The organism is Aliiglaciecola sp. 2_MG-2023 (assembly GCF_030548145.1).
GTDB classification, from domain to species: domain Bacteria; phylum Pseudomonadota; class Gammaproteobacteria; order Enterobacterales; family Alteromonadaceae; genus Aliiglaciecola; species Aliiglaciecola lipolytica_A.
This window is the reverse complement of sequence record NZ_JAUORY010000005.1, coordinates 23,652-49,643: the sequence shown is the minus strand read 5'-3', so window position 1 is coordinate 49,643 and position 25,992 is coordinate 23,652. Positions and strand designations below refer to the sequence as shown.

The 25,992-nt window shown below is 40.7% G+C and carries 24 protein-coding genes; 18 read left to right on the top strand and 6 right to left on the bottom strand.

Features of this window, described 5'->3' with window-relative positions; translation table 11 throughout:
• Positions 1-165 precede the first annotated feature (165 nt).
• The 4 genes from Q4567_RS06780 (at position 166) to Q4567_RS06765 (ending at position 3,579) form a co-directional block, all read left to right on the top strand.
• Complete coding sequence (locus Q4567_RS06780; protein ID WP_354667853.1) at positions 166-726, top strand: GNAT family N-acetyltransferase; 561 nt, start codon at positions 166-168, stop codon at positions 724-726.
• Positions 713-1,519, top strand: coding sequence for an SAM-dependent methyltransferase (locus Q4567_RS06775; protein WP_303499844.1), 807 nt, complete (start codon positions 713-715; stop codon positions 1,517-1,519). The genes Q4567_RS06780 and Q4567_RS06775 overlap by 14 nt, the downstream gene beginning before the upstream one ends.
• Positions 1,520-1,633: 114 nt before the next feature.
• Positions 1,634-1,855 (top strand): hypothetical protein, encoded by a 222-nt coding sequence (locus tag Q4567_RS06770; protein WP_216046490.1) that lies wholly within the window; start codon positions 1,634-1,636, stop codon positions 1,853-1,855.
• A 2-nt stretch (positions 1,856-1,857) separates the two neighbouring features.
• Positions 1,858-3,579, top strand: coding sequence for a GGDEF domain-containing protein (locus tag Q4567_RS06765; protein WP_303499843.1), 1,722 nt, complete (start codon positions 1,858-1,860; stop codon positions 3,577-3,579).
• Positions 3,580-3,630: 51 nt separating this feature from the next.
• On the opposite strand, the gene Q4567_RS06760 is transcribed toward Q4567_RS06765, so the two are convergent.
• From Q4567_RS06760 to Q4567_RS06750, 3 genes are all read right to left on the bottom strand, one after another.
• Positions 3,631-4,419 (bottom strand): peptidoglycan-binding protein, encoded by a 789-nt coding sequence (locus Q4567_RS06760; protein ID WP_216046488.1) that lies wholly within the window; start codon positions 4,417-4,419, stop codon positions 3,631-3,633.
• Positions 4,420-4,618: 199 nt separating this feature from the next.
• Positions 4,619-5,101, bottom strand: a complete 483-nt coding sequence (locus Q4567_RS06755; RefSeq protein WP_303499840.1) for a peptidylprolyl isomerase — start codon at positions 5,099-5,101, stop codon at positions 4,619-4,621.
• A 27-nt stretch (positions 5,102-5,128) separates the two neighbouring features.
• Positions 5,129-7,516: a Lon protease family protein gene (locus tag Q4567_RS06750; RefSeq protein WP_216046486.1), complete on the bottom strand. Its 2,388-nt coding sequence runs from the start codon at positions 7,514-7,516 to the stop codon at positions 5,129-5,131.
• 244 nt (positions 7,517-7,760) lie between these two features.
• Here Q4567_RS06750 and leuS point away from each other — a divergent pair, with 244 nt between their 5' ends.
• From leuS to Q4567_RS06680, 14 genes are all read left to right on the top strand, one after another.
• Positions 7,761-10,364, top strand: coding sequence for a leucine--tRNA ligase (gene leuS / locus Q4567_RS06745; RefSeq protein ID WP_303499839.1), 2,604 nt, complete (start codon positions 7,761-7,763; stop codon positions 10,362-10,364).
• A 4-nt stretch (positions 10,365-10,368) separates the two neighbouring features.
• The gene (gene lptE, locus Q4567_RS06740) at positions 10,369-10,884 is read left to right on the top strand and encodes an LPS assembly lipoprotein LptE (RefSeq protein WP_216046484.1); all 516 of its coding nucleotides are present in this window, start codon (positions 10,369-10,371) and stop codon (positions 10,882-10,884) included.
• Positions 10,884-11,906, top strand: coding sequence for a DNA polymerase III subunit delta (gene holA / locus Q4567_RS06735; protein WP_303499838.1), 1,023 nt, complete (start codon positions 10,884-10,886; stop codon positions 11,904-11,906). The genes lptE and holA overlap by 1 nt, the downstream gene beginning before the upstream one ends.
• Positions 11,907-12,025: 119 nt before the next feature.
• The gene (rsfS, locus tag Q4567_RS06730; RefSeq protein WP_216046482.1) at positions 12,026-12,343 is read left to right on the top strand and encodes a ribosome silencing factor; all 318 of its coding nucleotides are present in this window, start codon (positions 12,026-12,028) and stop codon (positions 12,341-12,343) included.
• 31 nt (positions 12,344-12,374) lie between these two features.
• Positions 12,375-12,845, top strand: a complete 471-nt coding sequence (gene rlmH / locus Q4567_RS06725) for a 23S rRNA (pseudouridine(1915)-N(3))-methyltransferase RlmH (protein ID WP_216046481.1) — start codon at positions 12,375-12,377, stop codon at positions 12,843-12,845.
• A gap of 2 nt (positions 12,846-12,847) precedes the next feature.
• Positions 12,848-14,761 carry a penicillin-binding protein 2 gene (gene mrdA, locus Q4567_RS06720; RefSeq protein ID WP_216046480.1) on the top strand — a complete coding sequence of 638 codons (1,914 nt, stop codon included), beginning with the start codon at positions 12,848-12,850 and terminating at the stop codon, positions 14,759-14,761.
• 9 nt (positions 14,762-14,770) lie between these two features.
• Positions 14,771-15,889: a rod shape-determining protein RodA gene (gene rodA / locus Q4567_RS06715; RefSeq protein ID WP_216046479.1), complete on the top strand. Its 1,119-nt coding sequence runs from the start codon at positions 14,771-14,773 to the stop codon at positions 15,887-15,889.
• Between the two features lie 95 nt (positions 15,890-15,984).
• A complete protein-coding gene (gene mltB / locus Q4567_RS06710) occupies positions 15,985-16,944 on the top strand; it encodes a lytic murein transglycosylase B (protein WP_303499995.1) in 960 nt (319 codons plus the stop codon).
• Positions 16,941-17,762 (top strand): septal ring lytic transglycosylase RlpA family protein, encoded by an 822-nt coding sequence (locus Q4567_RS06705; protein WP_216046477.1) that lies wholly within the window; start codon positions 16,941-16,943, stop codon positions 17,760-17,762. The genes mltB and Q4567_RS06705 overlap by 4 nt, the downstream gene beginning before the upstream one ends.
• 259 nt (positions 17,763-18,021) lie before the next feature.
• A complete protein-coding gene (locus Q4567_RS06700; RefSeq protein WP_216046476.1) occupies positions 18,022-19,194 on the top strand; it encodes a serine hydrolase in 1,173 nt (390 codons plus the stop codon).
• A 45-nt stretch (positions 19,195-19,239) separates the two neighbouring features.
• Complete coding sequence (ybeD, locus tag Q4567_RS06695; protein ID WP_216046475.1) at positions 19,240-19,503, top strand: DUF493 family protein YbeD; 264 nt, start codon at positions 19,240-19,242, stop codon at positions 19,501-19,503.
• 27 nt (positions 19,504-19,530) lie between these two features.
• A complete protein-coding gene (gene lipB / locus Q4567_RS06690) occupies positions 19,531-20,172 on the top strand; it encodes a lipoyl(octanoyl) transferase LipB (protein ID WP_216046474.1) in 642 nt (213 codons plus the stop codon).
• Positions 20,165-21,127 carry a lipoyl synthase gene (gene lipA, locus Q4567_RS06685; protein ID WP_216046473.1) on the top strand — a complete coding sequence of 321 codons (963 nt, stop codon included), beginning with the start codon at positions 20,165-20,167 and terminating at the stop codon, positions 21,125-21,127. The genes lipB and lipA overlap by 8 nt, the downstream gene beginning before the upstream one ends.
• A gap of 81 nt (positions 21,128-21,208) precedes the next feature.
• Positions 21,209-22,060 (top strand): peptidylprolyl isomerase, encoded by an 852-nt coding sequence (locus tag Q4567_RS06680; RefSeq protein ID WP_216046472.1) that lies wholly within the window; start codon positions 21,209-21,211, stop codon positions 22,058-22,060.
• A 9-nt stretch (positions 22,061-22,069) separates the two neighbouring features.
• Here Q4567_RS06680 and Q4567_RS06675 read toward each other — a convergent pair whose 3' ends face one another.
• The 3 genes from Q4567_RS06675 to Q4567_RS06665 form a co-directional block, all read right to left on the bottom strand.
• A complete protein-coding gene (locus Q4567_RS06675) occupies positions 22,070-22,507 on the bottom strand; it encodes a MarR family winged helix-turn-helix transcriptional regulator (protein ID WP_216046471.1) in 438 nt (145 codons plus the stop codon).
• 18 nt (positions 22,508-22,525) lie between these two features.
• The gene (locus Q4567_RS06670) at positions 22,526-22,810 is read right to left on the bottom strand and encodes a putative quinol monooxygenase (RefSeq protein WP_303499836.1); all 285 of its coding nucleotides are present in this window, start codon (positions 22,808-22,810) and stop codon (positions 22,526-22,528) included.
• A gap of 113 nt (positions 22,811-22,923) precedes the next feature.
• A complete protein-coding gene (locus tag Q4567_RS06665) occupies positions 22,924-25,986 on the bottom strand; it encodes an SMC family ATPase (protein WP_303499835.1) in 3,063 nt (1,020 codons plus the stop codon).
• Between the last annotated feature and the right edge of the window lie 6 nt (positions 25,987-25,992).

Sequence of the window (25,992 nt, the reverse complement as noted above, 5' to 3'; positions counted from 1 at the left end):
AATTTAGATCCCTTGTTAGCCTCCTTGCTCCAGTTCACCTTCTCATTTCACAGTTTACTGCTTGAATTTTGGGGTATTGGTATTGCCACTAATTACTGTACGTAAAATAGAATGTTTATGCATATACAAATTCTGTAACAATGTATGTAACTGCTTTGCTAATAAATGGATATGGAAATTCTAAAAACACAGTATCAATCGAAAAGATTTCGGTTTAAAACACTCATAAATGAAGATCTAGACCTGTTCTGCGAGCTATATTGCAACGACATTGTCATGGGTAAAATCATGCCCAAATTAACCCGCCAGCAAGCCAAATCTCTATTTCTAGGCATATTAAAAAAGCAACAACAATGTGCAAATGAATTTTGGCGTATTGAATGTATCGTATCGGGACAATCCATAGGTATCCAAGGTTTTATGGCCGATAAGAGCCAGCGAAAACACAATGATGCAGAATTCGGGATTCTATTAAGTCCTGAGTTTTATGGTAAAAATATCGCAACTGAATCGGTTACCGCGATGTTATTTTACGGTTTTAGACACTTAGGTCTGATGTCTGCCCACGCCTATTTTAATGCGGACAATATCGCTATTCAAAAAATTGCACATAGACTTAATTTCAAAATAGAGGCTGACAATAACCAAGCCAACAAAATGCGTTGTTCTATTAGCAAAGATGATTTTTTAAAATCTAATGAGGATACAAATCTTGTCATCAAATAGCCATAGTGAAAAAGCAGGCAGTATCGTGTGTGTGGGTCTAGGAATGATTTTAGGGTCGCATATTGCTCCTTTGTCGCAGCAATTTATACAACAAGCTGATGTGGTTTTTATGAGTGTCACCGATCCCTTAACCGAAGCATGGGTTCGTAAAATGAACCCTAAATGTCAAAGTCTGCAAATATTTTACGCTGATGGTAAAGATAGACGAAAGAGCTATCAGGAAATGGTCGACACTGTTATGGCTGAAGTTGAATTAGGCAAAAATGTGGTTGCTGCCTTTTATGGCCATCCTGGTGTTTTTGCTTGGGCTCCTCATAAAATAATCGAACTCGCTAAATTAAAAGGGTATCACGGCCACATGGAGCCAGGTATTTCTGCTGAAGATTGTTTGTATGCAGATATGGCAATAGATCCAGGTCGATGGGGGGCGGTACATCTAGAGGCCAGCCAATTTATGCTATATGAACGTAAAGTGGATGAATCGGCTTATTTAATTCTATGGCAGCTAGGCTTTGTAGGTGATCTCAGTATGTCAAAATATGAAACAGACGCTGCCTACCGTCATCTTTTACAAGAATTATTAACTGAATATTATCCACCGACGCATAAAATAGCGATTTATGAGTCACCTACTCTACCTACCGAAACTCCAAGAATTGAATGGTTTCCGTTAAATCAACTAAGCCAGATCAGTGTTGAACATTTTTCTACTTTAGTGATTCCACCGTCTATACCCAAAAAAATTGACGCTGAAATGCATCGAAAAATGAAAAACCTCTCGAAAGTACAATAAAAACCTGAAAAATAGCAGATAGTCCCTTCCACATGTATGACAAGTGTTTAATAATACGGGCCGTTTAAATTGTTTATTCATCCGATATTTTTTTAATCAAAATAAGGTGCCAATATGTCAGCGTTACAATTATTAGAACAACTAGCTGTTAACCCCGACTTTAAAAGAGAATTGTCTGAACAGGGACAACATCCTCTAGCCTTAAAAGCTAAAAAAGACATAGAAGAAATGCGTCAAAAACAAGGAAAATTTTGGTGTGCGTTGATGCCAGCAAAAGATGATGAGCAAAAAGAAGAGGAGTCTGAAGAACAGGAAGACGCACCAAAAGAGAGTTGAAAATGCGTTTTGTTGTAATTTCTGTTGTTTTTTTATTGAGCTTATCGATTCCACTTACGTCGCTTGCAGATGTAACGACGCTGTTGCATAAAGCAGATAAAATAAGAAGTTCTGATTTTAATGCTTTTGAAGCGCTAATGGCAGAGTTGGAAGAAACTGATGAACCATTTGAAACCCAGCAAAAGCATTTCTATCACTTGCTTAAAGGTTATCAACTTACTTTCAACGGAAAAGTGGATGAAGCCATCGAGCTGTATAAAAATATAGAAAGTAGTAATGCTTCGGAAACGTTAAAATTGCGAGCGCTAAGCTCTTTAGTTAATAATTACGCAGTTAAACGTGATTTTTACTTTGGGGCGAAGGCAATTAACCGTTTGTTCGACCAACGTGAAAAAGTACAGGATGAAGAGGCCTTAAACAGTAGCTTTGGCATTGTTGCAATTTTTTATAATCAAGCCCAGCAATATGAATTGGGATTAAAAGTAGCCAACCAACTTTTAGCAAGAAATACAACTAATCGAACTCAATGTTTTGCACGGCAAATAAAAGTTGAATCAGAATTTGAACTGGCAAAAGTGCTTACTGATTATCAGTATGCGCAAGAAAGTATTGATTTTTGTAAAAGTAACAATGAATTTTTAGTCGCAAATATCATTATTATGACGGTGGCAGAATCATTAACCAACGAAAGTCGCATCAAAGAATCCCTCAAATTATTGCAAGACGCCGAGAAACAGACTGTAGAGAGTAAATATCCACCACTAATTGGTGTATTTTATAGTTTGATGGCAAATAATTATTTACTTTTAGATCAGCCTGATTTAGCTAAAACATATGGTCTAAAAGCCTATGACAGTATTCAAAATTTTGGTTTAACCAAAGGCTTAGTAAGGTCATTGGGGGTGTTATATAAAGCTGCCGAAGCTCAGGGCGACTACCAACAAACCGTTGAATATTTAAAACGATTTAATGAAGCTGAAAAAGCCTATATAGATGACACTAAAGCTCGAGGTCTTGCGTTTCAACAAGCTAAATACGAAAAGTTGGAGCAAGACAATACAATCGTTATTTTAGATAAACAAAATGCACTATTACGCACACAAGCAGAATTAGCCGCCGAACAATCACGTAATAATCGACTTGCCCTTACTTTGGCTGTCTCTCTACTTATTTTGCTATTTGTTTGGTTATATCGCAGCAGAAAAATCCAAATAAAACTGCGAAAGTTGGCAGAGACTGATGAGCTAACGGGGATCAGTAATCGTCACCATTTCAATCATCGAGCGAAAAGAATAATTGACGATGCAGAAAATCAGAAACAGCCTGTTAGCTTTGTGTTGTTTGATTTGGATCACTTTAAAAAAGTGAATGATACTTACGGTCATCAAACCGGAGATTGGGCACTTAAAAAATCAGTAAAAGAAGCAAAATTAGTATGCAGATCAATTGATCTTATTGGCCGCATGGGTGGCGAGGAATTTGGCATTGTATTGCCAGGTTGTAACGTTGATGAAGCTTGTAAAGTTGCTGAAATCTGCCGTGCTGCCATTGCCAGCATCGATACCCACGAAACCGACCATCAATTTAAAATCACCGCTAGTTTTGGTGTTGCTGATGCTTCGACTTGTGGATACAGTTTAGAAAAACTATTTGCTGGTGCAGATACTGCTTTGTACGAATCTAAAGAAAACGGTCGTAATCGGGTTTATCAATTTAACCAATGATAACCCCGCCTCTACCGCAAATCTAAATACGCCTAACTAGGTGCTAACATGTTAAGCACCTAGTTTCTGCCAAGTGGATTTGCCCACAATACCATCTTCTTTCAAACCATTGTCCTTTTGGAACATGATAACGGCTCCTTCCGTGCCCGCACCGAAGTCATTATCAATTGACAGCACATAACCTTTGTCAGCTAGCATCTTTTGTAATTCCCCCACCTTATCACCAAAGGATCCGCGACGAAGAACCACTGCGTTATCGCCATCATTCAGCGCTATCCGGATACCTTCAATACTAGCTAAAGCTCGTTTGGCTTTTTGCAGGTATTTACGCCTATCATCTAGACCGTTAGTGCCACCATTTACAAGCTTTGTAACCCTGATTAGGTCGTCGAGATCAGCGGCAGCATTAATTTTTCTGGAACGCCAATATTCACAGGCAATTTTAAGGGAAATGGCCGGATCAGCAGCAATTTGAGGATCATCCTCCAAGGGCAAGTTGAGTTTTTTACCATACTGTCGATAATTGGCTCTGCCAGTTAATTGCAACAGTCCACGACCTTTGTAGCGTTTACCGTCACCAATTTGATCATTCCCCAAATCACTCCTGCCTTCATAGGCTGCACCTGATGCGAACTCTTCGGTGGTTCGAAAACCTGCACACTCATGGGTAACTTGTCCCATGAAATGAGCAATCCGCAGTCTGGTATTAATTTGATAACTGGCTAAGGTTGGCGCGAATATAGCTGAAAGCTGACCAACTATTCGCATTTGTGCTTCTGCTTTGTCACCTGAGAATCGCGGTGCAACCGCCAAGATGAAATCGCCATCCACTGGAATCATGTTAGATGTCCTTATGTAATGAAAACAAAGTGCATTCTAACTGCGATGCATTAATTACCTATCCATGTGAAGTAATGTGTTGTTAAAAAGGATAGGACTTAATTAAGATAGCGTAAATTCGCGAAATCGTTAAATATTTAGCGTAAATTTTTAATTCACGCTAAATATACTTGATGGTCGTTGAAATGAATAACTTCTGTTAGTGATGGTGGCCGCCAACTCCGTGAGCGTGTCCATGAGACAATTCTTCATCAGTGGCATCACGTACATCTTCCACTTTTAAATCGAATTTAAGGGTTTGCCCAGCTAACGGGTGATTAATATCCACAGTAGCCATAAATTTACCCATCTTAACAATGGTCACTTCCCTAGCACCGTTTTCAGTTTGCAAAACAGCTGTCATTCCCGGTTTCCATTTTTTAGCCCCTTGCAAATGCTTAACGGAAACCCGCTGTTCTGCATTTTTAATCACTTCACCAAAGGTTTCTTGGGCTGGAAGTTCAACGCTGAACTCATCTCCAACGCTTTTACCTTCTAGGGATTTTTCGATGCCAACCATCATATTGTTATGACCATGCAAATATGCCGCAGGATCACTAGCAAAACTCGTTTCTAACTCGTTACCTTCAAGATCATTAATTCGATAATGAAACTGAACCACTTTATCTTTACTGATTGTCATATTTTTCTCTTACATTTCATTGTGTTGTTAATCTCCGTCTGCACCGTTGACTATTGAAGCTATGTTATACAAGCGATTTACCGCCAAGTAATTCATAGTGCCTTTCGGATAGCGTCCTCTAGAATTTAGCTCACCGGCTTCTTTACCGGTCAACAAAGACAAAGCTTGGTCTACAGTGGCAACGGTGTAAATGTGAAATACACCTGATCTTACGGCTTCGATTACTTCGCTATTAAGCATTAAATTAATATGATTAGAATGCGGGATAATCACACCTTGAGTGCCATTCAATCCGCGATGTTGACAGAGCTTGAAAAAACCTTCAATTTTTTCATTTACACCGCCAATAGCTTGCACTTCACCATATTGATTTATTGAACCCGTAATGGCTAGGTCTTGTCGTGCTGGCACTTCTGTTAACGCTGAGATCAGCGCGACTAATTCACCTAATGACGCGCTATCTCCATCAATATGCCCATACGATTGCTCAAGGGCTATATTAGCAGACAGTGTTAAAGGGAAATACTGCGCATACTTGTTACCCAAATAGCCGGTAAGTAACATAACCCCTTTGGAATGAATGGGTTGGCCTAACTCGACCTCCCGTTCTATATCAACCACGCCATTTGCACCCGCGTACACGGTTGAGGTGATTCTTGCAGGTGTGCCAAAGACACTGTCACCAATTTCCAGAACCGTCAGGCCATTAACTTGGCCAATAGCGGTTCCTTCGGTCGCAATCAATATCTGACCTTGCTTAATATCTTCCAATAATGCCTGACTTACCCGCCCTGTCCTTTCAACTTTTGCCTTTAAAGCGGTTTCGATATGACTAGTTTGAATTTCACTTGAGTTTTCTAAACTGCAAAAATAATGAGCTTCATTAATTAACTCGATCACATCTGAAAAACGTGCAGACAGGTTCTGCTGATGTTCGGCAAGTCGTAAACTGTACTCGACCAAACGGTACATCGCCGAATCAGAAATACTATTCAAACCAAGTGATATCACATGATTGCGTACCCGGCCGACAAAATCATAAAGGGTACGTTTATTGAGCGGTATTTCATGATCGAAGTCGACTAATACACGAAATAATTCATCGAATTCTTCGTCATAATCTTGTAGTAAATAATATAAATCTCTGGACCCCAATAACACCACTTTCACGTTCAGCGGAATTTGTTGCGGATTCAACGTCATAGAATTAACCATTCCAACGTCAAGTTGCGGCAACTCCATTTTGAGCTGTCCAAATTTTAATGCGAGTTTTAAGGAATCCCAGACAAACGGTTGGTCAATCATTTTATCTGCATCTAACAAAAGATAGCCGCCATTTGCCTTATGCAATGCGCCACTTCGAATCATTCGATAGCTGGTGTACATCGAACCTTGCACATTTGTGTATTCAATTTTACCAAATAGACTTTGATGGGTGGGATTCGGTTCGTAAACTACCGGAGCCCCATCGTTTAAATGATGAGATACCAAAATATTAGGTAGGTATTGTTCTTCTAAAACATCACGTTTATCGTATTCATCTTGCTTATCATCTTTAATATCGCCAGCAAGTAATTCAACGATGGTATCGACTAAATGGGATTTCAATTGCCTTAAAAATTTTAGAATGGCTAATTCGTTGGCATACTTGTGCTCTAAGTCTTTTAATAGCGGTTTGATGCCTTGCTCAGCGGTATCACGCTTGAGTTTACGTAACTGTTCAGATGATTGACGTTTCCACTTAGGCAACTCCAACAAAGCTTCACTTAAATAATCCTCTAATTTGTCAATTAGTTGATAATAATGCTGACGTTGCTGATCATCTAATTTAGTGAAATCCGCATCTGTGATCGGTTTGTCATCTACAATTGGTGAAAAACTTATGGTGCCATTTTCTTCAAACAAGGCAACGTTTTTAGATTGTGCATACTGTTCTACCTTATCAATAGCCCTGTCATAACGTTGATCGAACTCTCTAGCAATGGCCGCTTTTTTACGTTGGTATCCAGGGTTATCGTAGGCGGCAGGAAAGGTATCTAAGAGCTCGTCAATTAAGCCCTCCATATCTTTATGTAGCAGCTTACTCTCGCCGGGTTTTAAGCGCAGAACGAAAGGTTCCCTTTCTTCTTCAAAGTTATTGATGTAGCACCACTCGTCTGGTGTAGGGACTTTATCTACTGATTTGGCAATATATTCTTGAACTAGGGTAAACCGGCCCGTGGCATGCTCCCCCATAACATAGAGGTTATAACCTTTGGCTTGTATGCCCAAACCAAAAGACAGTGCTTCTCTGGCTCTTTGTTGTCCGATAAATGTAGCCAACAATGCATTATCGTCGCGCAGCGCTTGATTAATCAAACGACGACTAGGGATTGCGGTTAATTGTTCAACACTAAGTGATGTAGGTTGCAGCATATGTCTATTTTGAAGTTAATTTGGCCACAGTGAAACCTTTATGTTGAATTGTGTCAACTGTCAAACCCCTTAGTAATTTCAGTTTCGGCTAATTAATAATCATACTAACCGTTTTTAATTGCTCTAAACTGCATTTCCGGTTGTTTGCATACGGCTAGCTAAGGTATTCTTGAAGGAATAACATTAAGAAGTCCTTTTCGCTTCTTTTAACAGATAAATATACTATTTTTGGAATTCCGTGTTAATGGCTGACAAACAATACGACCCGCAAGAAATTGAATCAAAGGTACAATCCCATTGGGAACAAAATGACATATTCCGAGCTGAAGAAGATGCTAGTAAGGAAAAATTTTATTGTTTGTCGATGTTTCCCTATCCAAGTGGTCGTTTACATATGGGCCATGTTAGAAATTATACCATTGGCGATGTAATCAGCCGTTTTCATCGTATGCAAGGCAAGAACGTATTGCAGCCCATGGGTTGGGATGCATTTGGACTGCCAGCAGAAAACGCAGCGATTAATAATAATACTGCTCCTGCGAAATGGACCTATTCAAATATTGATTACATGAAGCAGCAGCTCAAATCTCTTGGATTTGGCTATGATTGGAACCGTGAATTAGCAACCTGTAAACAAGATTACTACCGTTGGGAACAATGGTTTTTCACTCGATTATATGAAAAAGGCTTAGTTTACAAGAAAAATGCTACCGTAAACTGGGACCCGGTTGATCATACCGTATTAGCTAACGAGCAGGTGATTGATGGTCGCGGTTGGCGCTCAGGAGCCTTGGTTGAACAAAAAGAAATTCCTCAATGGTTTATTAAGATAACCGACTATGCAGAAGAGCTTCTGCAAGATTTGGAACAGTTGGAAGACTGGCCAGAGCAAGTTCGCACTATGCAAAAAAATTGGATTGGGCGTTCTGAAGGGGTAGAAATTAAGTTTGAGCTTGCCCAAGCAATCGATAATATCAGCGAATTTGAAGTTTATACCACCCGTCCTGACACGCTATTGGGTGTGACTTATGTTGGTATTGCGGCGACTCACCCTATTGCCCTAGCAGCAGCAAATAGTAATCCAGAATTGGCCGCATTTATTGAAGAGTGTAAAAACACCAAAGTAGCAGAAGCGGATATGGCCACTATGGAGAAAAAGGGCTGTGCAACAGGTTTGTATGCAGTACACCCTATTTCCGGTATCAAAGTCCCGGTCTGGGCCGCTAACTTTGTGTTAATGGATTACGGCTCAGGTGCGGTTATGGCGGTACCAGGACATGATCAACGAGATTATGAGTTTGCCACAAAATATAAACTGAATATTACCCAAGTAATTGAACCACTTGATAACAGCGGTCTTACCTGTGACTTAAGTGAAGCGGCATTCACTGAAAAAGGTAAATTAGTTAATTCTGGACATTTTGACGGATTAACCTCAGAACAAGCATTTGAAAAAATTAGTCAAGAATTAGAAACTCAAGGTAAAGGTCAGCGTAAGGTTAACTACCGTCTTCGTGACTGGGGTGTTTCGCGCCAACGTTATTGGGGTTCCCCGATTCCTATGCTGAATCTGGAGAATGGCGAATCTGTCCCCGTTCCAGAACAAGATTTGCCAGTTGTCTTACCCGAAGATGTCGTGATGAATGGTGTTGTTTCACCTATTAAGGCGGATCCAGAATGGGCTAAAACCGAATACCAAGGCCAACCTGCGCTACGTGAAACAGATACCTTCGACACCTTTATGGAGTCATCTTGGTATTATGCACGCTATACAAGTGCACAAAATGATCAAGCCATGTTAGATCCAGCACAAGCAAACTATTGGCTGCCAGTAGATCAATATGTAGGCGGTATAGAACATGCCATATTGCATCTATTGTATTCGCGCTTTTTCCATAAGTTATTGCGGGATGAAGGCTTAGTAGAGTCTAGCGAACCATACAAACGGTTGCTTTGCCAAGGTATGGTTTTAGCCGACTCTTTTTATCGCGAAGATGAAAAAGGCAAAAAGCAGTGGTATTCACCGGCAGATGTGGATACTCAAAAAGATGAAAAAGGCCGAATTGTTAGTGCAACATTAGCCAGTGACGGTAAAGAAGTTGAATTTGGCGGCATGACCAAAATGTCAAAGTCGAAAAACAACGGCATCGACCCTCAACAGGTCATTGATGTTTACGGTGCAGATACTATTCGTTTGTTTACTATGTTTGCTGCGCCACCAGAGCAGACGCTTGAATGGATTGATTCTGGAGTAGATGGTTCTAACCGCTTTTTAAGACGTTTTTGGAAATTGGTGCAAGATCATTTAGCCTTAGGACCCGTTGAAAGTTTATCTGTTTCAACCCTTAGCACTGATCAAAAAGCACTACGTCGCCATATTCACAAAACCATTGATAAAGTTAGCGATGACCTAGGTCGTCGTCAAACCTTCAATACAGCGATAGCGGCGATTATGGAACTGCTAAATCACCTACAAAAAGCGCCTCAAGATTCAGCCCAAGATCGTGCGTTGTTAGATGAAGGTTTACAAGCAATGGTACTTATGTTGAATCCTATAACACCGCATATATGCCACGAATTATGGGAACAATTTGGACACACAAGTGAAATTTCTTTTGAAGCATGGCCACAGGCGGATCAGTCAGCCCTTGTTGAAGACGAAAAACTTATCATTGTACAAGTCAACGGTAAGGTTCGAGCTAAAATGACGGTGGCGGCCGACATGCCAGAAGCAGAAGTTAAAGAACTCGCTATTGAGCAACCAAACGTAACCCAATTTACTGATGGTAAAACACTTAGAAAAGTAATTTATGTACCAGGTAAATTAGTTAACATAGTGGCAAACTAATAAGATGAAAACTCTTTCAACCCGTGCTTTTTTATTATTTCTTTTGATCTTTGGTATACAAGGTTGCGGCTTCAAACTGCGAGGTTCACAGCCTTTGCCAAACGGTATTCAGCAGGTCTACCTGTCTGGCCCTAAGGAATATTCACCTTTAAAACGCGCGGTGAAAGAACACTTCGATTTCTATCAGATAGCCTATGTGGCTAACATTCCTGTGCAACAAAAAGACAGCACTATTGCTATTTATTTGTATCCAGACAGCCTTGATAGAAGGTTACTTTCACTTTTTAGTAGTGGCCAAGTCGCGGAATATGAGTTGGTATTGACCATTAAACTGCAAGTCATTTTTCCTGATAAAGAACCGCAAATTGTAGAATTTGACATTACTCGGGAATACCAAGATGATCCCGATGCTATTTTGGCTAAATCTCGGGAATTAGACTTAGTGCTTAAAGAGATGCGTAATCAAGCCGCAGATCGCATTGTCAGAATGTTACCTAGTTTGGATAGCCGAGAACTTTAATGCAGGTCTATCCAAATCGCTTGGCCCAACATGTTAAAAAAAATGACCATAATTTTTATATGGTTTTTGGTGATGAACCACTGCAAAAAATGCTGAGTATTGAAGCAATACGCAAACAAGCATTACAACAAGGATTTGACGAGCGCCAGCAACTCACAGTAGACAATCAATTTCAGTGGTCCAGCCTAATCGAAGCAACCCAGACATTATCGCTGTTCAGCTCAAAACAGTTTATCGAATTAGAACTACCTACAGGCAAACCGGGAACGGAAGGCAGCAAAGTGCTTTGTGAACTCGCTGCGAATTCTCATGCCGATACTATCGTACTCATACACGGGCAAAAGATTGGACGTGATGTACAAAATGCTAAGTGGTTTAAAGCATTAGACAAACAAGGTATTTATGTTCCCTGTTTTGCCCTAGAAGGCAAGCAACTGCAGCAATGGGTTGCAGGTTATATGAATGAGACAGGCTTAAAAACCGGACCTGAGTCAATCAAACTGCTAAGTGATTATTGTGAAGGAAATTTATTAGCGGCCAAACAGGAAATCGACAAATTACTGTTGTTGTATCCTAACGGCGTGGTCACTGAACAACAAATCATTGAATCCGTGGTTGATCAGTCTCGATTCAACGTATTCCAATTAGTCGATGTCATGCTTTCAGGTGACGCTGATAGAATGGTCAAAATGTTGTATCGATTAGAAGCTGAAGGAGTAGAACCGACTATAGTGTGTTGGGCTTTGACCCGAGAATGGCAAGTTTTAAGCTCCTTTCTAGCGGATAAACAAGCAGGTAAAGCCATCAATTGGAACCAACATCGGATATGGAAAAATAGACAAGGGTTCTATATGAGTGCCTTGCAACGGATTTCCTTAGCAACCTTAGACAATATCCAGCAAAAACTGCAAATATTGGATCAACGAATAAAACAATCGCAAGTAATGCGTCCCTATGTTGAGCTGTGTCATTTGTGTTTATTATTTATTCCGTTTGACTTAACTTCTATACCATTAGAATAACTGCAATCGTTACGCGTAACGCTGCAACCCCTTTATAATTGAAGTAATAGATAGCTATGCTAGTTTGTTATTATTTCTGATACAATTCACGTTGAGAAAACGTTTTAAGAGGAACACAATTGGAAAGCGACGAATTCAAAAAATTTGTAATCGATAAAATCGAAGACCTTAAGGCCAGAGACATCGTTGATATTGATGTAAAAGGCAAGTCTACAGTAACCGACACTATGTTGGTTTGCTCGGGGAATTCGAAACGTCATGTGGCGTCAATTGCACAAAATGTAGTTTACGAAACTAAGAAAGCGGGCCACCCGCCTCTCAGCGTCGAAGGTCAAGCCGAAGGCGAATGGGTGTTAGTAGATCTTGGTGAAATTGTAGTGCATGTAATGCAAGATCAGACTCGTGATTTCTATCAGTTAGAAAAGCTTTGGGCATAGCGACTAAACTCAATCTAGGAAATTAGTTCTAATGCGCATTCAACTGATAGCAGTAGGCACCAAAATGCCCTCGTGGGTGGAAACAGGTTATCGAGAATATGAGCGCCGTTTTAACGGCGATTTATCGTTAACCTTAACCGAAATTCCTGCAGGGAAACGAGGCAAAAATGCAGATATTAAACGGATTTTGCAAAAAGAAGGGGAACTTACCTTAAATTCAATACCCAAAGGTAACAAAGTTGTCACCCTTGAAGTAACAGGAAAAGCCTTGACCACAACTGATTTGGCGCAAAACCTTGCCGCTTGGCAAATGGATGGCAGAGACGTGAGCTTATTGATCGGTGGTCCTGAAGGACTCGCGCCAGAGTGTATCCAAGCCAGTGAACAAAAGTGGTCGCTATCTGCCCTCACCTTGCCGCACCCTTTGGTTCGTATAATTGTTGCTGAGAGTTTATATCGTGCTTGGTCGGTGAATGCCAATCACCCTTATCACCGAGAATAGTTTTGGCTGTTAATCGCGTAACTATTAAAGACCATTCGGCCGAAGCCAACCTTTTTGCAAGACGCAGCTTCATTGCAATGCTATTGGTTTGCGTGGCGATGGTGTTAATAATAAGCAATTTATATTATCTGCAAGTATCAAAATTTTCCGACTATCAAACACGCTCCAATGGCAACAGAATAAAAGTGCTGCCGGTTGCTCCCAATAGAGGTCTTATTTACGACAGAAACGGGATTCTACTAGCTGAAAATCGACCTGTTTTTTCATTAGAGGTAATTCCCGAAGAGATAGAAGATCTCGATGCAACCCTTACCGAACTAACTAGTTTACTTAATTTAAGTGAAGATGAAATTTCTGACTTTAAAGCCAATATGAAACGAGTAAGACGGTTCAAACCTGTATCCTTACGTAATCGCCTAACGAATACTGATGTGGCTTTATTTTCAGCTAGCCAACATAAATTCCCAGGGGTGTCGATTGAAGCCAGATTAACCCGTCATTATCCTTTTGGTAGCGCACTTACTCATGCGTTGGGCTACGTAGCAAGAATCAATAAAAAAGACTTACAAAAACTCAGCGAAGCCGGGCAAGAAGACAACTATGCTGCTACCCATGATATAGGCAAGCTAGGTATCGAAAAGTACCATGAAGAATTACTCCATGGCGAAGTGGGATATCAAGAAGTAGAAGTGAATAGTAAAGGACGGATTATCCGTACGTTGAACTTTCAACCACCTGAACCAGGTCAAGACTTGATCCTCAATATTGACGTTAAAATGCAGTTAGAAATACAGAACATTTTGGGCGACACTCGAGGTTCAGTGGTTGCACTAGATGCAAAAACCGGTGGTGTTTTAGCGCTTTATAGTAACCCCAGCTATGATCCCAATTATTTTGTGCACGGTATCAGCAGTAAAAACTATTCAAAACTACTTCAATCAACCGATAGACCACTGATTAACCGCGCAACACAAGGTCAATATCCGCCTGCATCAACGGTTAAACCGCACTTAGCGTTAGCAGGCTTAGAAGAAGGTGTTATCGACAGCGAAACTCGTCTTTTCGACAATGGCCGTTATCAACTAAAAAATGTTAGCCATGTATGGCGAGATTGGATTCCTTGGGGTCACGGTTGGGTAGATGTCAAAAAGTCAGTAGAAGTATCCTGTGACTTTTTCTTTTACGATTTAGCCTACCACCTCGGTATAGATCGCATTAACGAAACCATGACAGAGTTTGGATTTGGTGATTACACCGGAGTTGATATTTATGAAGAATCAGATGGAAATATGCCAAGCCGCGGTTGGAAAAAAGCACGCTATAACGAACCTTGGTACATCGGCGACACCATTTCGGTAGGCATTGGGCAAAGTTATTGGACCGCAACGCCACTGCAATTAGCAAAGTCGGTGAATACGTTGGTAAATAAAGGTAGACGAATTGTTCCTCAAATATTACGAGGAAGAATTGTTGAAAATGAAATGGTTTTAGATCCACTAAAAGAACTCCAACCCATCCCCATAAAAAACAGTGAAAATTGGGATCTGGTTCTAGCGTCTATGTATGGAGTAATCCATGAACCTCATGGTACAGCGCGGGGCGCTTTTGTAGACGTTAATTATGAGCCTGCTGGCAAGACCGGTACTGCTCAAGTTGTGTCTATTGCACAAGATGCAAAATATGACGCTGAAAAGTTAGCAGAAAAACATAGGGATAACGCGATGTATATCGGTTTTGCGCCTTATGATGATCCGCAAATTAGCATTGCTGTCGCACTTGAAAATGCCGGTGGAGGTAGCTCCCAAGCTGCGCCAATCGCTCGAAAAGTGATGGATTTTTATTTTAAAGATAAACAGCATCAGTTGGTTAAAACTAACGTCGATGAATCTGAAACCGATAATCAGACACAACAATAAGCATTGACTATGTTAAGAACAAAATTAGAACCAAATAAACAATCCATTTTCACCAAAATACACATAGACGTTACTTTGTTGATTGGACTATTAGTTCTAATGGCTGTGGGTTTAGTCACTATATATTCTGCTGGCGGCCAAGATATGGCGTTGATACAACGACAAGTAATTCGACTTGGAGTCGCCCTATTAGTCATGTTCATGTTAGCGCAAATCCCCGTTTTGGCGTATCAACGAATGTCGGTGTATTTTTATATCGCAGGCGTGTTAATGCTGGTTGCAGTATTACTTTTTGGGGTGTCAGGAAAAGGCGCGCAACGCTGGCTAGATTTAGGGGTTGTGCGATTTCAGCCATCAGAAATAATGAAATTGGCCGTTCCGATGATGATTGCTTGGTATATTAGCCGCTACAACCTGCCCCCCAAAATCTGGAACATTTGTATCGGATTTTTATTTGTGGCTGTACCGACATTATTGATCGCCAAACAACCAGATTTAGGTACCTCACTGTTAATCGCCAGTTCAGGCGTATTTGTATTATTTCTAGCGGGCATGAGTTGGAGCCTGATATTAATGGTCACATTTTTGTTGTCGGCCTTTGCGCCAGTTATGTGGTTCTTCCTAATGAAAGAATATCAAAAGCAGAGAGTTTTGACTTTTCTTAATCCTGAGAGTGATCCCTTAGGATCCGGATACCATATAATTCAATCCAAAATAGCAATAGGTTCCGGTGGTGTTAGCGGCAAGGGGTGGTTGCAAGGAACACAGTCCCAATTAGAGTTTCTACCGGAAAGACACACCGACTTCATTTTTGCGGTATTTAGTGAAGAGTTTGGTTTGTTTGGAATATTGGCGCTGTTAGCCATATATTGCTACATCATAGTGGTTGGCTTGATGATCGCCATGCGAGCTCAAGATGCTTTCGCTAAACTACTAGCTGGTAGCATCACCTTAACCTTCTTTGTTTACGTATTTGTTAATATGGGAATGGTCTCTGGTTTATTGCCGGTAGTGGGTGTGCCTTTACCACTCGTCAGCTATGGCGGAACATCAATGGTGACTTTATTAGCCGGATTTGGCATTCTAATGGCAATCAGTACCCAAAAACGTCTGCTTTCCAGACAATAATAACTAAATAAACGGCCTAAGCGGGCTGATTTCCAAGCGGAGAGAAAATGCGTGCGCTAACAAAATGTATATTGTTTTCCATTTTATGCCTGAATATGACACAGGGATTGGCTAACCAAGACGTCGATTCAAAAGTTGATGCGCAAATAGAAGAGTTCATTACAATGATGGCTGAAAAGCATCAATTTGATCCCGACTTTATAAAACAAACATTAAACGGGGCTAACAAGAACCAGACTATTTTAGAAGCCATTGCTAAACCTTGGGAAGCCAAACCTTGGCATCAATACTTCCCTATTTTCCTAACTGAAAAGCGTCTTGCCAAAGGACTAGCCTTTTGGCAAGAGCACCAAGAAGATTTGCAACGAGCTGAGCAAGAAACCGGAGTCCCTGCTCAAATCATTGTCGCGATTATTGGAGTTGAGACCTTTTATGGCACATATAAAGGTAAATATTCGGTATTAGATGCATTGTATACGCTGGGTTTTTACTACCCTCCCCGTGCCACTTTTTTTAAAAGTGAATTAGCAGAATATTTTCTACTCACCCGAGAAGAAGGCTTCGATTTATCCGATGTTAAAGGTTCTTATGCTGGGGCCATGGGCTGGGGTCAGTTTATCTCTTCTAGCTATCGGCATTATGCAGTAGATTTTGATGGCGACGGCGTTCGCGATCTATTAAACAATCCCACAGATGCGATTGGCAGCGTGGCTAATTACTTTAAACGTCATGGATGGCGATCAGGCGAACCTATTGCATTTAAAGCAACAGTTGCAACATCCAGTAATAAAGTTGATGATTTAGTCAGTAAAAGTTTAAAATATAAGCACACATGGCAAGAGTTAAGTGACGCGGGCGTAAGACTAGATGACAAAACTTCCTTATCAGCACAACAAAGCGTGAAATTACTCGCATTTGAACAACCTGATAATACTGAGTATTGGGTAGGACTACCTAACTTTTACACGATAACTCGCTATAATCACAGCCCATTATATGCCATGGCAGTATTTCAGTTTAGTCAACAGCTACAACAAGCAATGGAATTAAAATGAGAATAATTGGTTGTTTGATACTTTGTGCGCTAATTGCGTCTTGTAGTAATACAGGTCGTTATAGCCAGCATTCAGATTCAAAACCAAAAACGATTAGTCGAGATATTGATTTTCGTGATGTGCAGCCTAAATACGAACCATATCTTGCCGCATCGATGCGACCGTACACTGTTTTAGGCAAATATTATAAACCTCTTACAACAGGAAAAGGCTACGTTAAACAAGGTATTGCATCTTGGTACGGACAGAAGTTCCACGGCCATTTAACCGCTAACGGCGAAGTCTACAATATGTTTGCCATGAGTGCCGCCCATAAAACCCTACCGCTGCCATCGATCGTCAAAGTGACAAACATAGAAAATGGTAAAATTGCTGTGGTACGAGTCAATGACCGAGGGCCATTCCATCACAATCGTATCATCGATTTATCTTATGCAGCAGCGATGAAAATTGGCGTGTTAGATACCGGAACGGCTCATGTGAAAGTAGAAGTAATGCACGTGGATCAAAATGGCATGCTGACTGTAGGTAATACACCAGCGCCATCAGCGTCTGAAATAGCATCAGCAAAAGCAGATAACCAGCTATTTATTCAAGTTGCGGCTTTACAAGATGCAACAAAAGTACAAGCATTAGCTCAAGGTCTTCAAAGCCAGTATCAAGTATCCGTCAACACACCAAACGAAAATGGTCTATTCAGACTGCATTTAGGTCCTTTGGATGATGAAAATCATGCAGAACAACTTTTGCAACAATTAAAATTAGATGGCTATAACAGTGCCTTTCGCATATACAGCCAAACGACTATGACCCCCTAATGAAGTTGTATACTGAGTTGAAAAACAAGTTAAACTTTTTTTAACTTTTAGTGGTCGTAACATGAGTTGTAATTAAGGGAGTTGTGGATATTTAGTGAATACCCATGCGTCTATTGTTGAGCCAAATATGTCGTCCGCCATAAAATCTAAACGATTAAACGAACTTGAAGATATTTTTCACGAAAGTGATTGGCAGAAATGATATATTACGCACCGCTCAAGAAACACTTTTTAAAAGATTAATAATAATGGTAGGTCAATGAACAATATTAAGTCTATTTTTTTCGGGTTGTTTTGCTCAGTAAGCACAGCCGTATTTTCGGTTAGTGCATTTTCAGCTGTAGTCATCCCCCCTCCTCCGACCGTTGCCGCTAAAGGCTTCTTGTTGATCGATCATAATACCGGTCATGTGATTGCAGAACTAAATGCGGATATACAACTTGCTCCAGCAAGTTTAACTAAAATGATGACCAGTTATGTTATCGGCAATGAACTCAAGTTAGGTAATATTTCAGAATCCGATATGGTGACGGTATCTGAAAATGCGTGGGCCAAAAACTTTCCAGATTCATCGAAAATGTTTATTGAAGTCGGTAAGCAAGTTTCAGTACACGATTTAAATCGCGGCATTATCATTCAATCAGGTAACGATGCTTGCGTGGCCATGGCTGAACACATTGCCGGAACAGAGAGTGCATTTGTTAGTTTAATGAATGCCCATGCTGAAAAATTAGGCATGACATCAACCCATTTTGTTAATAGTCATGGTTTGCATGATGCGGATCACTACACGTCTCCTCGTGATATGGCTATTCTTGCTAGTGCACTAATTAATGATGTTCCTGAAGAGTACGCTTTGTATGAAGAGAAAGAATTTACTTACAACGATATAAAACAATATAACCGTAATAGTCTGTTGTGGGACAAAAGCTTAAATGTAGACGGGATCAAAACCGGTCATACTTCTGATGCTGGTTACAGCTTAGTTACATCTGCTACCCAAGGTGATATGCGCTTGGTGGCAGTGGTTATGGGCGCTGATAGTGAAAGAGCCCGTAAAAATGAAAATAAAAAATTATTAAAGTATGGATTCCGTTTCTTTGAAACCGTCACGCCATATAAAGCGGGTGACAGCTTTGTTTCCCACCGTATTTATATGGGTGATAAAGAAACTGTAGACTTGGGAATTAACCAAGACACCCCCATAACTATCCCTAGAGGTCAGGTCAAAAATCTCAAAGCAAACTTTGAACTAGAAAAAAGTTTGGAAGCCCCCATCGCAAAAGGTGAAGTGGTTGGTAAGCTATTTTTGCAACTAGAAGGTGAAGATATTGCTGAATACCCGTTAGTCGCCCTGCATGAAGTGCAAGAAGGCGGATTGTTTGACCGGGCATATGATTATATAAAATTACAACTTGGATTTGGTGACTAGTCAATTCACTAGCATTCAAATCCCTAAATTAGTGAAGAGTAAAAAGTGGATACTAAATTCGATCAATTGTTGGATTTTCCTTGTTTGCAGACATTCAAAGTAATGGGAGTTGCTCATGAGCAGCTTCCTAATGATGTTATTTCTTGTTTGCAGAACCATGCACCAGGTGATTACAGCCCAACAGTAAAACCCAGTTCTAAAGGTACCTACCATTCGCTATCTATTAGCGTAAAGGTGACTAGTAAAGAACATATGGAAACCATTTACACTGAGTTATCTAGCTTAGAATTAGTAAGAGTTGTGCTGTAATGAAATCGGTAGTGGCGTTTGCGTAATATGTCTTTAGTTGTTCGTCAATTAGGTAAACAAAGTTATCAACCCATCTGGCAGGCAATGCAAGATTTTACCGATTCTCGAGACGCAACTGTTGCAGATGAAATATGGTTAGTTGAACACTTACCTGTGTTTACCCAAGGTCAGGCTGGTAAAGAAGAACACTTATTAGCACCTGGGGATATCCCCGTGGTGAAAGTCGACCGAGGTGGACAGGTTACTTATCACGGTCCAGGTCAGCAAACTATGTATGTTTTGTTGGACATTAAGCGGCGTAAGCTTGGTGTAAGGAACTTGGTAACTGCCCTTGAAAGCTGTGTTGTGAATACTTTGCAGGATTATGCAATCAACGCTTATCCTAAAGCTGACGCTCCTGGGGTATATGTTGACGAAAAGAAAGTCTGCTCAGTTGGGCTACGTATACGTAAAGGCTGCTCATTTCACGGCTTAGCATTGAATGTAAACATGGACTTGTCGCCATTTAATCGTATTAATCCTTGTGGCTATGCTGGCCTTGAGATGATAAATTGCGCAACTATTGGTGGCCCGCAATCTGTAAATGCAGCAGGCACTAAATTGGTTGAGCACTTTTGCAATTTGTTAAATATTGATCACAAAGAATATAAAGAAGGTTTTGATGAGTAACGCACGACCACAAGCTGGAGTAAAACTCCGCGATGATGAGAAAGTAAAACACATTCCCATTACGATTGTTCCCACAGAAAAAGAACAAATGTTGCGTAAGCCTGAGTGGATCAAAATTAAATTACCCCGTACAACGGAAAAAATTGATCACATCAAACAAACCCTGCGCAAAAATAATCTGTATTCTGTATGTGAAGAAGCAAGCTGCCCTAACTTAGCGGAGTGTTTCAACCATGGTACAGCTACCTTTATGATTTTGGGTGATATCTGTACCAGACGTTGTCCATTTTGTGACGTTGCCCACGGAAAGCCTTTACCTCCAAGTGCAGAAGAACCGATTAAACTTGCTAAAACCATTGCTGAGATGGGATTAAAGTACGTGGTCATTACGTCTGTTGACCGTGATGATTTGCGTGATGGCGGTGCTCAACATTTTGTCGATTGTATTAATGCTATTCGTGAACACAGCCCATCGACCAAAATTGAAGTACTGGTACCCGACTTTCGTGGCCGTATGGATCGCGCACTAGAAATATTTAAACAAGGTGTGCCAGACGTGTTTAATCATAACTTGGAAACCATACCTCGTCTTTATCGAGAATGTCGTCCAGGGGCAAACTATCAGTGGTCACTCGATCTTCTCAAAAAATTCAAAGAACAACATCCTGAGATCCCGACTAAATCAGGCTTAATGATGGGAATGGGTGAAGACAAGCAAGAGATAAGCGTAGTGTTAGACGATTTGCGTGCTCACAACGTTGATATGCTTACATTAGGACAGTATTTACAACCTAGTAAACATCATTACCCTTTAAAACGTTATGTACACCCGTCTGAATTTGACGAATTAGGTGACTATGCTCACAGCATTGGATTTACTCACGCAGCCTGCGGACCTATGGTGCGTTCCAGTTATCATGCTGACAAGCAAGCCGCTGGGGTCGAAGTAAAATAGCCAAAAACCTAATTAAGTTTACGGATTAAACAAAGCCCGTTAATGTAGTCATTAACGGGCTTTTTTATACAAGGAATAACCATGAAACCTTTCACTACACTTTTAATCGTTGTTGCATTCTTTTCTTGTTCAGCTTTGAGTAAAGTCCAAACAGAATGGCGTGCACCTAGATTAGAAAACCAAGTTTATATGCAAACTGATGAAGGACTAGTGATCATTGAATTAGCGCCGTTTATCGCTCCTGAGCATGTAAAACGCTTTAAAAACCTGATTAGTGAAGGTTATTACGACGGCTTAGACTTTTATCGGGTGATAGACGGTTTTGTTGCCCAAGCAGGTGATCTTGAGGATAAAAAACCAACTCAATTTAATAGTCCATTAAAGGCAGAGTTTACCCGCCCTATTCCCCCCATTAGTGCCTTTCAACTGGAACAAAAAAATGATTTCATGGCACCTGAAACTGGCTATTTACATGAATTTCCTGCCGGTCGAGATTTACAAAGTAAAGAAGAGTGGCTTCTTCACTGCCCAGGTAATGTAGCCATGGCCAGGGATGTAAATAAAGACTCAGCCACTACCCATTTTTATATGGTCATTGGCCAAGCTACTCGACACCTAGATCGAAACATGAGCTCCTTTGGTCAGGTTATCTATGGCATGCCTGCCTTGCAATCCTTAAAACGGGCAAGTGTCAATGAAGCGAGTGGCGTTATCGAACAAGCTGAGCAGCGTAGTAAAATACATTGGATTAAAATGGCAGAAAATATTGCCCCTGAAGAGCGCATTAAAATTGAAATACAAAAACAGGACTCTGACGCCTTCCAAAAACGTTTACAAAGCGCTCGTGGTTTAGAAAGTGAATTCTTTCACTTTAAGGCTAACGGTAACTTGGACATGTGCTACTACAAGCCCAAAACTTACATAAACGAATAACGGTTTTATCTACACCGAGTGGCTTTGAGCACTCAGAATGTCAAAATAGCCGGGCAATATTGACCTCAGTAATTCTTTACTTGTTGGAGTCAAAGATAGCAAAACTGCCCTTGCATCTTGCTTATCCTTTTTGGAAGACAATAACGAGGCTGCAATAAGCTTCTTTATGGCTCGACTCAATACCGGCTTTGATACATCTAACCTTTCTGTTATTTCATGGGCAAGGAGGTGATCACGATCCGGCTCACGATCAATCACCATCATGACTAAAAATCGTAATTGAGAAAGGTTGTGGCTAGCAAAGTAGTCCTCTAATTTTCGAATCAAAGTGCTGTATTCTCGCAGTCCTTGCAATTTTTTAGCGACATCTTCACTTCGCTCAGGAAAGTAATCTTCACTGTAGCGGTTTATCATTGCTTGAGTCGGTAGCTCTTTTAGAAAAAACATACTTTTAAACTTCTACCATTATTTAAGCAAAGCCATGGTTTTTATCTCAACAGGCTCAGCTAACCAGTCTTGATAAGCAGTAAACACCTGTTTTGTATAATCTTGCTGATAATGTTGTTCAAGGGCACTTTCATCCTGCCATTGTTCATATAAAAATAGCTGTGTTTCACTTTGATTTGTGTGGACGTCAAATTGCAAGCAGCCTTCTTCTTTTCGAGTAGCCCCTAATATTCCAAGGATAGCTTTTTTTGCATATTTAAAATATTGGGGCTTTGGTGTAATGGTGGCAAAGATACAATGCACAGAGCAGTCCTTAATCAAAACAATATAGTTACCATGGTAACTATATGCACTAAGTTGTCAAGCAGATATGTTTTTTTGTCTATTTATGCCATGGCTTTTTATATTCAGACTCGTTATGCAGTTAACACCTCAATTTGACTACCCGCTCTGCCTGATTTCACATCAACTCGCAGGGCCATTTGACTTTTTAACTCACTAACATGGGAAATGATCCCAATCATGCGGCCAGTGGATTGCAAATCGATTAAAGTGCGGATGGCTAAATCTAACGACTCAGAGTCTAAACTACCAAACCCTTCATCTATAAATAATGTATCCAGTCGAATACCACCTGAATAGGACTGCACCACATCAGACAAACCCAAGGCTAATGATAAGGCAGCCATAAAGGACTCTCCCCCTGACAGAGTGGCAACAGGACGCGATTTGCCGGTGTAGGCATCATCTACTTCCAGTTCAAGTCCAGATGCTTTGTTGCCTTTCGCACGCTCTTCCTTGCGAATAAGTTGATATCGGCCTTTACTCATTAACGACAATCGCTGTGAAGCCTGTATCAATACATCATCTAACAAGACACTGAGCACAAATCGCTGCAAACTAACTTTATCACCGGTGAGTCCGTTGGATACCTCGTATAAGGTTCCTACGGTTTGATATTGCACTTCAAGTGCTTGGTTCTTTTTATGGGCAGCAATTAACTTGGTTTGCACCGAAAGAAGCTGATTTTTGCGCTCTTCTAATTCCCGCCATATGCGATCTTTTTCATTAAGCACTGAATTAGCCAAGGCAAGTTCGTCTTGGATCACAACAAGGTTAGGTTTGCTTTGGGCGGTTAACTCAGATTTAAGTTGGGAAACCGCTCCGGTTAAATTATCCAGCCTAGTTTTAAACCCTTCAATATTGGTTTGTAACTCAAGTTGTTGTTGATCACTTAGTTGCGCGGCTAAAAAAGCGTCTTCATTAATAAACTCACTTGCCCCTAAAGCGGTTTCCCAATTTTTTTCGGCCTCTCGACTTTCGGTTTCCAACTCAGCTAAATTTGCCTGTAATGCCTGGTTGTTGGCATGACCTTGGTCGAATTGAGATTGGGCGACTTCTTTGTCTTGTCGAGCAGACACTAAGGCCTCATTAAGCTGGCTAATCTTACGTTTTAGACCATCTATATTGGATTCTAGCTCGGAAATATTACGTTGCTGAGAGGGGACTTGTTTTTCAAGTTGCGCAACATTCGCTTCAGCTGTGATCAAACCTTTCTCATCTACCGCTGCTTGGTCTTGCAAACCAGAGAGTTTAGCTTGGTACTCTTTGAGTGTGTTTTTATTGTTTTCTAGGTTTTCAGCTACAGTTGTCAGGTTTTTTTGAACCCTTAATAACTCACTGACTTTGTGCTGCTGAGTGTAGTGCTCAGTTTGCATCTCTTCTATGCTTTTAGATGCAATATCGCCTAACTCTTGGTTTAGGGAATCAATTAAGCTCTGTTTAACGGTTTCCTTGCTGACAGCGTTATCTAATAGTGTTTTTGCCTTATCTCGCGTGTTAGTTGCTTGTTGTTCTAGGGCTCTAACCTCATCGACTTTTTCTTTGCTGGTGAATTCAATAACACCTTGTGTCGTGGCAATATTAGGGTGCTGCAAACTACCACACACAGGACATGGCTCTCCGTCTTCTAACTCTTGGGCCAAAATAGCCGCTTGACTAGCATGCCAAGAAAACTCGGTTTTTTTAACTAAGCGTGAACTGTCTAATAAGCTATTTTGGGCTGAATCATAATCACGTCTGGCCAGAGTACTTTGCTGTTGCAGTTGCTTTAATTCGTCCCGTAATTTCTGTAAATTTTTACCCTTGGTCAAGTTTTGACTTAACTTTTCAAGTAATAGTTGTTGTGCTGCGATGGCGCTTACTTGCTCTGAAAGTTGCTGCCATTGTTGTTCTAAACCCATTATTTGTGAACTGATAGTGTCTATCTGACCTTGTTGCTTATTAAGTTTACTTTTACTCTCCGTCGCCTGTGATTGGGCCTTTTCTTTTAACACTGTGGCGGCGTTTAAGTTTTGCGCCACTTTTAAAAACTGTTCCAGTTGATTGAGTTGTTTTTGCACAGACTCAACTTGTTGCTGCTCAACTTGTGCGGCGCTAAATCTTTCTACTGCTTGTTTTAACTGGGCGTCATATTGGCTTAATGCCGATTGACTGTTAGCTAATTTTTCCTGCCCTTGAGCTAGTTTTGATGCCACGCTCTTTTTGTCTTTAAAAAGAGGTGCTAACTTTTGTGCAACTTGGGCAAGCCTCAGCTGTTGTTTTAGCTTGTCGAACGCGGGAATGGATTCTTTAAGTTGTTCTAACTCATGACTTTTCAACTCAAATTCGGTGAACTTTTTAACTAATTGATTAGCCGCTTCTAAGGCTTTTTCCGTTTGTTTAACCTGGCTTTGTGCATCTTGTTTTTGAGTAAATGCCAGTACAAGTTCTGGTTTTATCTGCACAATGCTTGTTTCAACCTGCTCTTCTGAGTTGACGTCAGCACTTTGCAATATGCCTTTTATTTGGTTCTGATGTTGCTCCACCGCTTTTTTAATCTCTGCAGCTTGGAGTTTTAAACCACCTTCAATCCTCTTATAGATGGAAGTTTGAAATAACTGGCTAAATATTTTTTCGCGATCTTTAGAGTCCGCTAACAACAATTCTCTAAACTTACCTTGAGGTAACACCATAACCTGACGGAATTGTTCAACATCTAATCCAATAAGACTTCTAATCTGGTTGTCTGCTTCTTTCACGCTAGATGAAACTAGTAGCCGATTGTTCTCGCTACCATCAAGCTCCCAAAGGCTGGCTTTGGAATTTTGCGACGTGGTGCCTTCTCCAACACTCTTAGCCCTCTCTTGCATAGGGATCCGAGAAATACGATAAGCCTTATTGCCCAAGCTAAAATCTAAGGTTACCTCGGTCAGTAAATTTATATCGGCGAAATCACAGCGCATTTGTGAGGCTGAGCGTTCAGCCCCGGTTGTTTGGCCATATAAGGCAAAACAGATGGCATCAAGTATGGAGCTTTTGCCCGCGCCTGTAGGGCCATTTATCAAAAATAAGGGGTTAGATCCCAACTCCGCAAAATCAATACATTCAGTACCAGAAAAAGGGCCAAAAGCATGTACAGTCAGTTTAAGTGGCTTCATGTTAAT

Excerpts from the sequence above, each read along its gene's own strand:
- Q4567_RS06780 (WP_354667853.1), top strand. The coding sequence starts at position 166 with ATGGATATGGAAATTCTAAAAACACAGTATCAATCGAAAAGATTTCGG.
- Q4567_RS06770 (WP_216046490.1), top strand. The coding sequence starts at position 1,634 with ATGTCAGCGTTACAATTATTAGAACAACTAGCTGTTAACCCCGACTTT.
- Q4567_RS06765 (WP_303499843.1), top strand. The coding sequence starts at position 1,858 with ATGCGTTTTGTTGTAATTTCTGTTGTTTTTTTATTGAGCTTATCGATT.
- Q4567_RS06760 (WP_216046488.1), bottom strand. The coding sequence starts at position 4,419 with ATGATTCCAGTGGATGGCGATTTCATCTTGGCGGTTGCACCGCGATTC.
- Q4567_RS06755 (WP_303499840.1), bottom strand. The coding sequence starts at position 5,101 with ATGACAATCAGTAAAGATAAAGTGGTTCAGTTTCATTATCGAATTAAT.
- Q4567_RS06750 (WP_216046486.1), bottom strand. The coding sequence starts at position 7,516 with ATGCTGCAACCTACATCACTTAGTGTTGAACAATTAACCGCAATCCCT.
- leuS (WP_303499839.1), top strand. The coding sequence starts at position 7,761 with ATGGCTGACAAACAATACGACCCGCAAGAAATTGAATCAAAGGTACAA.
- lptE (WP_216046484.1), top strand. The coding sequence starts at position 10,369 with ATGAAAACTCTTTCAACCCGTGCTTTTTTATTATTTCTTTTGATCTTT.
- holA (WP_303499838.1), top strand. The coding sequence starts at position 10,884 with ATGCAGGTCTATCCAAATCGCTTGGCCCAACATGTTAAAAAAAATGAC.
- rlmH (WP_216046481.1), top strand. The coding sequence starts at position 12,375 with ATGCGCATTCAACTGATAGCAGTAGGCACCAAAATGCCCTCGTGGGTG.
- rodA (WP_216046479.1), top strand. The coding sequence starts at position 14,771 with ATGTTAAGAACAAAATTAGAACCAAATAAACAATCCATTTTCACCAAA.
- mltB (WP_303499995.1), top strand. The coding sequence starts at position 15,985 with ATGACACAGGGATTGGCTAACCAAGACGTCGATTCAAAAGTTGATGCG.
- Q4567_RS06705 (WP_216046477.1), top strand. The coding sequence starts at position 16,941 with ATGAGAATAATTGGTTGTTTGATACTTTGTGCGCTAATTGCGTCTTGT.
- Q4567_RS06700 (WP_216046476.1), top strand. The coding sequence starts at position 18,022 with ATGAACAATATTAAGTCTATTTTTTTCGGGTTGTTTTGCTCAGTAAGC.
- lipB (WP_216046474.1), top strand. The coding sequence starts at position 19,531 with ATGTCTTTAGTTGTTCGTCAATTAGGTAAACAAAGTTATCAACCCATC.
- lipA (WP_216046473.1), top strand. The coding sequence starts at position 20,165 with ATGAGTAACGCACGACCACAAGCTGGAGTAAAACTCCGCGATGATGAG.
- Q4567_RS06680 (WP_216046472.1), top strand. The coding sequence starts at position 21,209 with ATGAAACCTTTCACTACACTTTTAATCGTTGTTGCATTCTTTTCTTGT.
- Q4567_RS06675 (WP_216046471.1), bottom strand. The coding sequence starts at position 22,507 with ATGTTTTTTCTAAAAGAGCTACCGACTCAAGCAATGATAAACCGCTAC.
- Q4567_RS06665 (WP_303499835.1), bottom strand. The coding sequence starts at position 25,986 with ATGAAGCCACTTAAACTGACTGTACATGCTTTTGGCCCTTTTTCTGGT.